We start from the raw sequence: 11471 nt of genomic DNA, 5'->3' as shown, positions 1-11471 counted from the left end.
GATGTGCGGTCTACCCTGCACCCCCCCCCCCCGCCCTCCCCCCCCCCCCCCCCCCCCCCCCCCCCCCCCCCCCCCCCCCCCGCGACGAGGACCTCGCCTGATCAGTCAGCGGCGCAGCCCCGGGGCGGGCGTCGGCCCGGCGACGGCGGCGGGAACGGGCTGGTCGGGCACCTGGCCCAGGGCGCGCGGAGCGAGCCCCGAGCGGGCGACAGTGGCCCGGGACAGGCTCGCCGCCGGGCCCCGGTCCGCCGTCGAGGAGGCTTCACGCGCCTCGACCACGCGCCGGATCGCTTGCAGGTGTGCGCCGCTCTCCGCGAGCGCGGCGCGAAGGTCGGCGGCCGAGCTGACGATCCGTTCCAGCTCGTAGTACGCCGGCACGTACCCGGGCCGGGTCAGGGCGTGCAGGCGGTCTTGGTGGACGGCCGCAGCGTTGTCGGTGATGGCCAGGGCCGTATGGATGTGCATGGCCGAGCGCAGGAGCGGGTCGTCGCAGGGGCGACGGACCGCGAGGACCTCCAGGACTTCTATGGGCTGGGCCCAGGCTTTCTCGATCATGGAGGTGGCCTGGTTGAGCGCGGTGGTGTCGGGCATGAGGGAACTCCTGGTGTCCGGAGGGGCGGAGAGGGCGTCCGGGTAGGTCCGGACGGGAGTCAGCGGCTGTGCCGCCGCGCCGACGAATCGACCGGCGCCCGGGCCGCGGCGGCGGGCGTGAGGGCGGGAGACCGCTTGTGGGCCGAGGACGTGGTGCGGCTCTGGGCCGCCATCACGCGGAGGTCGGCGGCCGTCCGCGGAGCGCGCGCGGCACGGCGTACGGCCTCGGTGACGGCGGTACGCCGTACGTCGAGCGGGGTCGGAGCGCGAGAGCTCTGAGGGGCGGCGACCGGGCCGACCGGGGTCAGCGTGACCAGGTGCTCCACCTCGCGGTGGATCATGTGTCGCTCGCGGACCGCCGGAGCCGAACTCGCCATGGCGGCGGCCGTCGCGGCGATCAGGTGGGTCGGGGTGCGCGCCGTGAACACCGCCTCCGCCCGCGTGCCCCAGCCTCGAGGGCCGGCCCACAGTTCGACGGCCTCGTCGTCCCAGCGGGGATGGTGGTTTCGGATCAGGGCGCCTGCTTATCCGTCGGGAGCCCTGACGTTGACGGTGCCGTGCATGGCCGGTTCGCGGCGCCAGCCGGCGTCGAGGAGCGGTTGGAGGGAATCGGTCCAGTAGAGCGACGGGTCTGCCAGGAAGCGTCCGTTGTTCTCGTACGGGTCGGATGCGGCGTAGTCCTGGGCCAGGGCGGTGGTGAGGCCGGCGACGATCTCGGCCGGGGTGGCGTGGTTGAAGGTCGCTGTCCAGCGGGGCGGGGCGACGGCCTCCTCGGAGGCGGTGATCTTCCACAGCTCGAAGTCGTCGCCGAACCACCCGATGCGGATTCGCTGGTCGGGCGAGGTGACAAGGAGCTGGCAGGGGCCGTCGTCGAGGTAGTGGTGCGGCCAGTGGGCCACGGGGGCGAAGCCGGCGTCACCGGCCCCGTTGGAGCTGGCGAGGTACATGGGGCTGACCAGTACCTCTTCGTAGCGGGACGGGTCGGGAAGGGCGGACATGGTCGAAGCTCCGGGCGTGGGTGGGAGGAGAGCGGGTCCGCGTGCGCGGATGCCGCCGCGGTGACGGGGAGCGGCCGGCTCTCGGTGCCATCCGAATCACCGGGACCGTCCCGGGGCTGACTGGGCGGTCACGGAGACCGACACCCGCGGTTGCGGCTGGGGAGCGTGGCTGAACAGGGAGGTCGGCACGGCGGCGCTCCGGCGCAGGGCCGCTGCGGTCCGGGCGCCGTCCGCCCCCAACGGGACGCCGGAGTGCGTCCGCTGGGCCGTCGCGACGGGGGCGGGCGGAGCCGGGGCCCTCCGCGTGGCCAAGGGGGCGCTCCAGTGCTCGATGGTCGCGTAGACGGGGCCCAGCGCCTGGCCGGCTTCGGTCAGCACGTAGGGGTCGCCGTGGCGCGGGCCCGTGCGGGTGACCAGGCCGTCGGCCTGGAGCCGGAGGAGGCGATGCTGGGTGAAGGCGTAGTCCAGACCGGCCTGTTCGGCGATGTGGACGAACCGCATCGGACCGCCCGCGTCGAGGACCTGGACCATGGCGGTGGTGTGCCGCAGCCGTAGGCGCTGCACGGCGTCCTCGACGCGCTCGGCTTCGGCTATCGCGCCGGACGACAGGTAGTTCCGAGACCAGTCGGCCAGGGTGCGGTGCACGTGCGTCAGAGACTCGCCGAGGGCACTGAGCTGGTACGGAGCCCCGCGGCGAGTGTCGGCTCGGGTGACCAGTCCGTCTGCGTGCATGGCGGCCAGGCGCTTGCCGACCAGTTGCTCGCTGACGAAGGGAAGCCTGGCGGCGACATCCCGCACCCGCAGAGGACGGCCCTCCTGGACCATGGTCATCACCGTCCAGGTGGTCCACTTCGGCCCCATCACGGCGAGGGCGTTCTCGATGCGTTCGGGATCGAACGATTCGATGGGGAAGACGGGCTGTCCGGGGATGTGGTGCTGGTTCATTCGGCCGTCTCCATCCGGGCGAGCAGCGAGCGGACCAGAGTCGGAAGGCCCCCTGGTTCGCCACCGGCCCAGATGCGGTCGGTCTCGTCGAGGACGTACGCGGCGTCTTCGAGCAGGCCGTTGGAGATCTCCATGCAGGCGTCGGTGATCTGGGACGCCGCGAGCAGCGACTGGGAGAGCACGCCGACGTAGTCGCCGGGCGGGAGGCCGGCGGCCTCGGCGGCGGTGCGGATCGCCGCCAGTTCCAGCACGCTGAAGGCGAAGTCGAACCCGTCTTGTTCCTCGGCGTCCTCGGATGTGGCGAAGGCCAGTTCCCCGGCGCCCGTGGGGATGCCCACGCGCGTGCAGATCTGGTCGACGGCGGTGGTCAGCTCGGCGAGGGACTCGGTGAGCCAGCCCAGTGCGGAGGCGTAGGAGGCCAGGGTGAACAGGCCAGCCGGGGCGGCGGGACGTGGTTCGGCGGCCATGAACTCTTCGAGACGTGCGTTCAGTTCGCCCACCACCTGCGGGCCGGCGGACAGCGCGCCCAGGACGGGGTGCAGGTAGGAGCGGCTGGCGGGCGTCGGGTACTCGGCGGTGAGGATCCCGGAGATGCTCTGCGCGGCCTCGGTGAGGAGGCCGGCCAGGTCGGTACGGGACATGGGGGCGCGGTCGGCGGTCATCGCTGGGGGACCTTTCGAGAGGCGGCGGCCGTGGAGGGGGCCACTGTGGAAGGAACTGCTGGTGAGGCCGGCGGGCGGTCGGCGGTAAGGGAGGAGCGGGACCGGGCGGCCTGGACGCGGGACTCGGCAGCGGAGGCCGCCGCGGTGTTCTGCGGCGGGGCGGTACGCAGGTGGGCTGTGCGGTAAACCGCGTAGTCCTTGCGGCTTCCGGCGGCGACGAGGTAGATCTCGCGCGGGTGGGTCGAGGTCGGCGGGGCTGGGCGGAACTGGATGACCAGCCGGTAGGACACGGACGGGTCGACGTAGACCTTGTGGAAGCCGGCGAGACGGCCCTTCAACGGCAGGCAGTCGTCGCTTCCGTGGACCAGGTTCTGCAGCTCCAGCAGCGCCAGGTCGCGGATGTCGTCCGGGAGTTCCCGCAGGTCCGCGATGGCGTCGGGGTGCGCTGCGAAGGCGAAGCGGGCGCGGCTCACATCAGCCGCCCTTGGATCGGGCGTCGGCCTGGTTCGGCCGGCGGTGTATGGAGGGCGCCGAGGCTGGCCTTCGGTATCGCGGGAGTGCCGACCGACCGGGAGAGGGCGGCGCGGGCCCGGAGGATGGCGCCGTGGGCGTAGCGGTATTCCGGTGGTTCGGGCAGCGGGCCGTCGCGGTCGTCCAGCCAGGAGCGCGCGGAGTCCACGTCGGCGAACGCGCCCTCGCGCATCGTGTACGTGTCGGCGCCCGCCTCCCACTCCTCGTGGAAGATCCGGATCGGCGCTTCGGCGGCGCGGGAGTCGCCGGTCAGCGTCCACGTCTCGCTCGGGTCGATGTCCGAGGTGTAGGTGTCGAGGACTTCGTACCGGGTGCCCGATTGCCGGATCCTCCGTTCGACCTGGACCGTGAGGTCGTCGGCGGGCTTCACGACGTCGTCGTAGAGCTTGGCGATCTTCTCGGGCGGGCAGCCGCGCTCGACCAGCCACGCCTGGGCGAAGGGCACCGTGGCGTGGTAGCTCGTCTCCAGGGTGAACGTGAACCGGCTGAGATCCCGCGCGACCGCGATCGCCATGATCTCCGGCTCGCCGAGTGCTCCCCACGTAACGGATTGGTCGTGGGCGACGACGAAGCCGTGGGAGCCGTCGGGCGTGATGTGGTGCCGGGACAGCGCCCTCAGGTCACCGGACCAGAATCGCTCCACCGCTTCCGCGGACGCGTCATCGGCGGGGGTGAATTCGTCGAGATCGAAATCGAAGTCGAAACCGTCGTTCACGCCGCCGCCTCCGCCTGCTCGGGAGCGGGAGTGGACAGGACCCGGTGGTTGGGGCGGGTCGGGCTCGTCGTGCACGCGGCGAACGGACCGTCCGGGGCGCGCAGATGCACCAGGGCCTGGTCCAGGTGGTCGCGGTGCCAGGTCGACGGACCGGCCAGGCCGGCCTCCGTGTCGGTGAGCTGCTGCCACGCCAGCCAGAGGGCGTGCAGCCGGGCGACGGCCTCAGGATGCTCATACCACTGCGCGCACCACGGACGCGTCGTGCTGATCTCCCGGCCGTATACCGGCAGCAGGAGGTGGTTCACCCAGACGCCGAGCGCGGCGAGTTCGACGGCGTACTCCTCACCGCCCAAGGCGACGATGAACACCGAGGCGGGGCCATCGGCCTTCTCGGGGCCGGCCGCCCCGGCTTCCGCAGCGCCGTCCGTCTGCCCGTCGGTAGCGGGTACGGGATCGGGCTCGGAGCCGAGGCGGTCGAGGATGACGCCGTGGCGCCTGACCTCCGCGATGGTCTTGGCGAGGGTGCTGGCGAGGTCGTCGAGGTTTTCGTCGGAGACCCGGAACGGCTCCGGGCCGGGGGCGGGGGTGGTCGGGCTGGTGTCGGACATGAGGGCGTGCTCCATCTGTGAGACGGCGACATGCCCGAGAGGATGCGGAGAATCCGCGGTTTGGCCCGGCCGGGAAATCCCGGTAGGCAGCCGCTACCCGTCCGCGCAGTGTGGACAGCGCGGGAACGGTGGCGCCAGCAACTGCATGGCCCGAGTGGCCTGTTGGGGGACGACTCCGTTGCCGAGCGCGGTGAGCTGTGCTGGACGCCCGAGCTCAGGAGTGGCGGTGACCCAGCCGGCGTCGAGCCCCTGCATCCACTCGACGAAGTCGGCGCGCAGCCGACCGGCCGCGTCGGTGGGCGCCGGCGCGGGACGGGTGAGCCTCTCCCATCGGGTGATGGCGGCGGCGTACGGTCCCCACCGTCCGCCGTCTCCCCGGCTTCCGGAGACAGCCCCGTCCACAGCGGCAGGACCACCGCCGACAGGGGAGGGCGCCACCCCTTGCCGGGGCGGCGGCCCGGGGTGCCCGTGTCGCTGGCCCGGGGTGTGGGCAACAGCGACGCCGCCGCACTGGGCAGGGTCATGTCCCCGTTGCCGTGCCGCTGGTTGGGCGAGCCCTTGATGCCGTCCGACGCCTTCGGGGTCGGCAGGAGCCACTCGACCTCGTCGGCCAGGTTCGGACCGTGGCCCCCGCTCTTCCTCTTGGCCGGGTGCTGCGAGCCGCCGTTCTTCCCGATGTTGCTGGTCGGCGTCTTGAGCAGGGTCTCCGGCGGGCCAGGCCGCCAAGAAGGTCCGCTCGCGCCGGTGCGGGGCTCCGACGTCGGAGGCACGAAGCACGAGCCACTTCGCGTCGTACCGGAGGTCGGCCAGGGATCCGAGTACGGCACCGAGTGCCCGCAGAGGAGACTGACCTGCGGTGTCTCCCAGACACCACGGGCAGGGTTCCAGGTCGCCAGGGGAACCGGCGGGGGAGGTGAGGAGGCCGCGGACATTCTCGATCACTACCAAGCAGGGTCGGAGGGCCTCGACCGCACGGGCGACGTGCAGCCACAGCCCCGATCGGGTCTGGGAGTTGAGTCCGGCCCGGCGGCCGGCGACCGAGACGTCTTTGACAGGGGAAGCCGGCCGTCAGGACGCACACCCGGGGAACGGTGGACCAGTCGACGGTCGTGATGTCGCCCAGGTTGGGGACGCCGGGCCAGTGGCGGGCCAGGATGCGCGAGGCGTTCGGCTCGACCTCCGCGTGCCAGGCCAGGGTGCCTCCGAGAGCGGCCTGCACCCCCAGATCGAGGCCGCCGTACCCGGAGCAGAGCGACCCGATCAGCGGCTGGCGGGAGACGGTGGAGGGCATGTCACCGGCCCCGTACTGGCCGGGCCGCAGGAGCCGTCGGCGTCGGTGGCGCGGGGGCAGCCGGTGCGGCCCCGTATACCGGGGTCGTGGTCCGGGTGAGAGCGGCCCGGAGCCGGGAGGACGGTGGCAAGACCGCCGTCGAGGCGGCGTGAAGGGAGTCGGCCGCCTCCCGCAGGGCCGTGTCCGCCGTTTCGAGCCCGTCGTCGATCACCAGCCCCGCAGCTTCCCGGGCGTCCCGGGCGTCGGGCTGCTCGTGCAGGTGCTCGGTCTGCTCCAGGAAGGTGAGCTGCTGGGCCACTTCTCCGAGAGCGGTTGCAGCCTCACCGGCGTACCGTACGGCGGCGGAGAAACCGGAGACGGCCGGGGTGGTGCGGGAGCCGGCCTCCTTGTTGACGGTGCGGAAGAGGACCTCGTCGCCCAGCTCGGTGATCAGCTTGCCGAGTTCGGAGATCTGCTGGGCGACAACGATGCCTCCGGGGAGGCGGTGGGGGTCGCCGGGAACCGGGAGTTTGCCGCGCTGGGCGTCGAAGGCAGAGGCCATGGCACGTATGGCCAGGGCGTCGGAAAGGGAGTTCGTGGTCACGGTGGATCCCGTCTATGAGGAGCAGAGTGGTGGAAAGGGGGGTGTCAGCTGTGGTTGCGCGAGGGCAGGCGCGCTGCGGTTGGAGCGGGCCCGAGGGAGAGACGGTCTGGTGGAGACGGAGCGGCACGCGGGGCGCTGCGGGTGAGGGCCGCGTGCACCCGCGCCGCCGGCGGCCCGCTCGGGGAAGACGCGGAGGACGGTGCCCGGGAGGCCGGCCGACCGTGCGCGGTCTCCCAGCGGGTGCGGACCTCGGCGAGCGGGCCGAGCGCGTGCAGGGCGTGGTTGATCAGCCGCCCCGGGGCCAGGGCCTCGTCCTCGGCCAGGGCTCGGACGGCGCGAGCGGAGGCGGCGGCGGTCCGCGTGATCGAGGAACGCATCACCTGTTTGCCGAGCCAATCGGCGTCGCCGGCGCCCACGCCGTCGCAGATGACGGCGAACCGGTCCCTCGACAGCGTGCCGTCGGCCAGCAGGCCGCGCCGCTGGGCCTCCCACAGCAGGGTGATCCGGTCGATGGGCTCGCCCCGGTGATGCAGCGCCCCGAGGCAACGGTAGAGCTGCCCGTGGACCGGGTCGGCGAAGTCCCCCGGCCGCAGCCAGTCGACCACCTCGCCCATGGCCCCCGGCCGCTCGACGAGGACGGCCAGAAGGAACGCCTCGTCCTCGGCTCCCTGATCCGCCTGCGTCGGCGGAACGACGGACGGGATGGTGGCCGACGGTGTCGCGGGTGCGACTGGTCGCGGTTCGGTGCCCCACCGCCGGGCGAGATCGGCGAGTACCCCCGCAAGGACGTCCGCATGGTGCAGCGTCCCCTCGACCTCGCCCCGCAGAGTGCCCGTGCGAGCCTCCTGGTGAAGCCGGATCGCGTGCTGGGTCACGGTGCGGTGGATCGCGCCCTCCAGCACCATGCGGCCGTACACCGGGGCGTGCGCGGGGCGCGGACAGGCCGAGATCAGGGTGTGGGCGTACGAGGCGGTCAGCCCCCGTACGCGGAGGCTGGCCTCGGCGACCGCGTCGGTCACCCACGACAGCGGCACCGCCCCCTCGCCTTCCACCGCGGGATGGCCGTCGCTCCGGAGCTTGCGCAGCGCGCCGAACAGGGCCTGGTGGACCGGCCGGTAGAAGTGATCCGGCGCGAGCCACTCCAGCTGCGCGAGCTGGCCCGGGTCGAGCAGCACCGCGCCGAGGACCGCCTGCTCGGCGTCCATCAGCGGGTTCATCGCCCGCCTCCCGTACTGGGAACGGACGCGGACGGCTCACCCGGCTGGGCCCGCAGATCGGCGACCGCCCGGTCGGCGGCGGACAACGCCTCGGCGAAGCCGTCCAGCACGGTGGTGAACGCGGGATCGGACAGCGGAACCGCCCCGGCCTCGCCGACCAGCCACCACCGGCCGTCGCGCAGGACGGCCGGCGACTGCCCGAGCCGCGCGGAGGGCGGCGTGGGCGCGCTCATGCCGACAGCCCGAAGTCGTCGTGGCCGACGGTCTTCGCCAGGGCCCGCTCGGTGATCGCCTTGGTGGCACGGGCCGAGCCTGGCCCGATCACCTTGGCGGAGGGCTCCTTGTACCAGGGCCGGATGTTGAGCATGGCGATCCGCAGACCGGTGGCCAGCAGCAGCACCTTGCCCTTGGGCAGGGCGCGGATCGCGTCCGGGGGCAGGATCCGCTCGGTGCGCATGCTCACCGAGGTGGACTTGCCGCCCTCGCTCGTGGAGACCGAGACGGTCTGGACGTCGTGGTCACCGACCTGCCTGCTGAGGCGGTCGGCGAAGTCGGCGTCGTCGATGCCCGATCCGACGATCTTGACGGTGGCGGCGGACCAGAGGGCGTCCATCCCGGCCTCGCCCCAGCACCGCTGGCCCTGCCGGTAGGACTGCAGGATCGTCACCGGGATGACGCCCCGGCTGCCCAAGTGGGAGTAGAGGTCCGGGAGGTCGCTGATGCGGCACACGTTGGCGGCCTCGTCGAGGACGCACAGGGCGGGCGGATCGAGCCGTCCACCGGAGCGTTCGGCGACGATCACGGCCGCGCGCATCACCGCGTCGGCCGCCGCCGCGATGATGGCCGACGCGCTGCCGCCGCCGTCCTTGCTCAGCAGGTACAGCGTGTCGCGGGACGTGGCGAAGGCGAGGGGCTTGAACTCGGGGAGGTCCTCGCTCGGGGTGACCCAGGCGGCGACCTCCGGGTCGAGCAGGCAGCTCGCGTACTGCCGCGCCGTCTCGTATATGCCGTCGCGGGTCTCGGTCGCGCCGGAGACGGTGCCCTGGAGCTGTGCGGCGACCGCGTCGTGGCCGGCGTCGGTGAGCAGGTCGACCGGGGTCCGGTCGGCTGGGGAGGCGAGCCAGGCCAGCACGTCGGTGATCGGCCGCCGGTGACTGGCGGCGGCCAGGAACAGGGCGCCGAGCGTGTTGGACGCGGCGGTGGACCAGAAGTCGGAGCCACTCGACTCGTCCACGCTCGCCGCGACGAAGTGCCCAGCCAGCCGCTTCGCCCCTGCCAGGTCGCGGGCGTCGGCCAGGATGTCCCACCACATCTCGCGCGGATGGTGGGCGATCTGCTGGGGGTCCAGGGTCCACACCGTGCCGACCTCGGCACGGGCGTCCACCGTGGCGGTGAACGCGTCATTCGCCGCCTTGTTGCTGGTGAGCAGGACCGGGCCGGGAGCCGCGAGGATCGCAGGGATCGCCAGGCCGGACGTCTTACCGGAACGCGGGGCCATGATCGCGACGATCACGTCCTCCCAGGACGCGCGAACCTCGGCCCGGCCCGGGTCGAGGGTGCCGAGCAGGATGCCGCGGTCAGCGGGAGCGACCTCTTTTGCACTCCCGGTCGCCGAGGGACGGGCGCAGGCTCTTCGCCTTGGCGGTGATCTCCTTGTCCAGCAGCGGCGCCAGATCGGCCTTGCGGGCGAGACCGGTCTTGGCAGCGGAGCGCCAGCGCAGCCAGAGCACCAGGCCGGTGGTGAGCAGGGTCAGAGTGAGCAGGCCGGGGACGACGCGGGCGCCGACCAGCAGCGCGGTGGTGCTCATGGCCGGCCACAGCACCTCGGGGTGCAGCAGGGTGTCGGTGGCGCGGAACGGGGCCCACAGGCCGTTTCCGACAAGGGCGTTGGTGAGGTTGCCGGTCAGCCAGGCGAGGGAGCCGAAGGTCATGGCGGCGCCGAGGACGCCGAACAGGAGGTAGAGGAGCGCGTCGGAGCCGGTGGTGGTCGACGGCGCGCTGGTGCGCGGGGAGGGCACGGGCGGTTCCTTGGGGTGCGAGCGGGCGGGGGGCGGGGCGCGCTCGGCTCTGGTGCAGCTCATGGGTCTACTCCTTCGGGATCGAACGGAATCGTTTCAGCGGGAACGCGGGGCGGGACGTCCTGCGGACGGAACCGGCGCGGGGGCAGGAGGGGCGTTGGTGCCGGTGCCGGCCTTGGCCGCGATGGGTGAGGTCTGACGGGCAGCGGCCTGACGCCGGGCATTGGTGTCGGACGTCTCGCCGACGTAGCCGACGGCCAGGGATGGGTCGATCGCGACCCGGTACCCCAGGTCGGCCAGCTGGCTGGCAGCAGCGGAGGCAGCCAGTTGCCGGTCCGGGCCGGCGACACGCGACTCGAGGCTGAAAGAGGCGGGATCGCCCGGATCGGCCGGGGCGGTGAACCCGCAGGAGCGCAGGGTCCGCTGGGCTGACCCGGGCAGGCCGGTCCGGCAGTCGGCCCAGACCAGGCCGTCGGCCCAGGGGTAGATCTCGATGTCGGTGCCGTAGGTATCGGCCAAGTTGCCCATCGGGGATCCTTCCGTAGAACGGGGCGAGGTAGGAGAAGCCGTGGAAGAGGACGTCGGCGACGAGTAGTTGCTCGCAGAGACCGGACGGTCCGCTTCCTTCCGGCTCTGGATGCCGGGAGTCGAGGGGTCCGCGCTGGCGCCGAGGATGTCGTCGAGCAGCTCGCGCGTCCGAAGGACATTGATCATGTTGTGGTGCCGGGGGTCGGTGCGTTCGGCCGGGCAGGCGGCGATTCCGTCCTCGGCGGCCTCCAGCTGCTCCCGGACGTCTTCGAGCAGGCTGTGGGCGGCGGCCAGCCTTGTCCAGGTCACCATGGCGGGGTTGTGGTGCGGGTCGTCGAACGCCAGGCGGACGCGGACCCAGTCGGCGGCAGCGGCGACGAGTTCCGTCAGCTGAGGCAGAGCCCCGACGAGCGCGCCGTTGACCTCTTCGACGATCCCGGCCACCTCGCCGGGGGCGGCGTCCTCGGTGAGCCGGGCGATCATCCCCGGGACGGAGTACGGATCGTCGGCAGCCGACGGGAGACGACGGACCTGGAGGGGTGGATCGTCGATGGGCCTCCTGCCGCCGTAGGCGAGCCGGATGTTGTGCTGCATCGCGGCGCCGATGGCCTCGCCGATGCTGGAGTAGTACTCGGGCACGGGTCCTCCTGGTTGGTGGTGCTGACGGGCCAGGCCGGGTGGGAGCACGTGCTCCCACCCGAGGAGGCGAGATTGGTCTGGTGGCCGAGGGCAGCGGCGGCGGGGTCATGGCGCGACCGACAGGGTCAGGCCGTCGGCGAGGACC

General features: G+C 72.7%; 10 protein-coding genes and 4 pseudogenes. All 14 read right to left on the bottom strand.

The window, feature by feature from the left end:
- Positions 1 to 105: 105 nt before the first annotated feature.
- On the bottom strand, positions 106 to 591 hold the full coding sequence (locus ACZ7HT_RS18290; RefSeq protein WP_471166563.1) for a hypothetical protein: 486 nt from the start codon (positions 589 to 591) through the stop codon (positions 106 to 108).
- 59 nt (positions 592 to 650) lie between these two features.
- Positions 651 to 1589, bottom strand: a pseudogene (locus tag ACZ7HT_RS18285) (SPDY domain-containing protein).
- 96 nt (positions 1590 to 1685) lie between these two features.
- Complete coding sequence (locus ACZ7HT_RS18280; protein WP_471166561.1) at positions 1686 to 2534, bottom strand: winged helix-turn-helix transcriptional regulator; 849 nt, start codon at positions 2532 to 2534, stop codon at positions 1686 to 1688.
- The gene (locus ACZ7HT_RS18275; protein WP_471166560.1) at positions 2531 to 3196 is read right to left on the bottom strand and encodes a hypothetical protein; all 666 of its coding nucleotides are present in this window, start codon (positions 3194 to 3196) and stop codon (positions 2531 to 2533) included. Before ACZ7HT_RS18275 ends, ACZ7HT_RS18280 begins: the two co-directional genes overlap by 4 nt.
- Positions 3193 to 3669 (bottom strand): hypothetical protein, encoded by a 477-nt coding sequence (locus ACZ7HT_RS18270; RefSeq protein WP_471166557.1) that lies wholly within the window; start codon positions 3667 to 3669, stop codon positions 3193 to 3195. The genes ACZ7HT_RS18275 and ACZ7HT_RS18270 overlap by 4 nt, the downstream gene beginning before the upstream one ends.
- On the bottom strand, positions 3666 to 4442 hold the full coding sequence (locus tag ACZ7HT_RS18265; RefSeq protein ID WP_471166554.1) for a glycosyl hydrolase: 777 nt from the start codon (positions 4440 to 4442) through the stop codon (positions 3666 to 3668). Before ACZ7HT_RS18265 ends, ACZ7HT_RS18270 begins: the two co-directional genes overlap by 4 nt.
- Positions 4439 to 5050 (bottom strand): DUF4913 domain-containing protein, encoded by a 612-nt coding sequence (locus ACZ7HT_RS18260; protein WP_471166551.1) that lies wholly within the window; start codon positions 5048 to 5050, stop codon positions 4439 to 4441. The genes ACZ7HT_RS18265 and ACZ7HT_RS18260 overlap by 4 nt, the downstream gene beginning before the upstream one ends.
- Before the next feature lie 93 nt (positions 5051 to 5143).
- A pseudogene (locus ACZ7HT_RS18255) lies at positions 5144 to 6046 on the bottom strand (DNA cytosine methyltransferase); the annotation flags it as partial.
- A 121-nt stretch (positions 6047 to 6167) separates the two neighbouring features.
- Positions 6168 to 6341: pseudogene (locus tag ACZ7HT_RS18250) on the bottom strand (DNA cytosine methyltransferase); the annotation flags it as partial.
- Between the two features lies 1 nt (position 6342).
- Entirely contained in the window at positions 6343 to 6924 is a 582-nt protein-coding gene (locus ACZ7HT_RS18245) for a hypothetical protein (protein ID WP_471166548.1), read from the bottom strand.
- Between the two features lie 44 nt (positions 6925 to 6968).
- Complete coding sequence (locus tag ACZ7HT_RS18240) at positions 6969 to 8141, bottom strand: DnaB-like helicase N-terminal domain-containing protein (RefSeq protein WP_471166546.1); 1173 nt, start codon at positions 8139 to 8141, stop codon at positions 6969 to 6971.
- The gene (locus ACZ7HT_RS18235; RefSeq protein WP_471166543.1) at positions 8138 to 8374 is read right to left on the bottom strand and encodes a hypothetical protein; all 237 of its coding nucleotides are present in this window, start codon (positions 8372 to 8374) and stop codon (positions 8138 to 8140) included. Before ACZ7HT_RS18235 ends, ACZ7HT_RS18240 begins: the two co-directional genes overlap by 4 nt.
- Positions 8371 to 10159, bottom strand: a pseudogene (locus ACZ7HT_RS18230) (type IV secretory system conjugative DNA transfer family protein). The gene ACZ7HT_RS18235 and the pseudogene ACZ7HT_RS18230 overlap by 4 nt, the downstream one beginning before the upstream one ends.
- A gap of 96 nt (positions 10160 to 10255) precedes the next feature.
- Entirely contained in the window at positions 10256 to 11326 is a 1071-nt protein-coding gene (locus ACZ7HT_RS18225) for a hypothetical protein (RefSeq protein ID WP_471166540.1), read from the bottom strand.
- Between the last annotated feature and the right edge of the window lie 145 nt (positions 11327 to 11471).

This window comes from Streptomyces sp. NPDC037410 (assembly GCF_055602235.1).
This window is presented reverse-complemented; position numbering and strand designations above follow the sequence as displayed.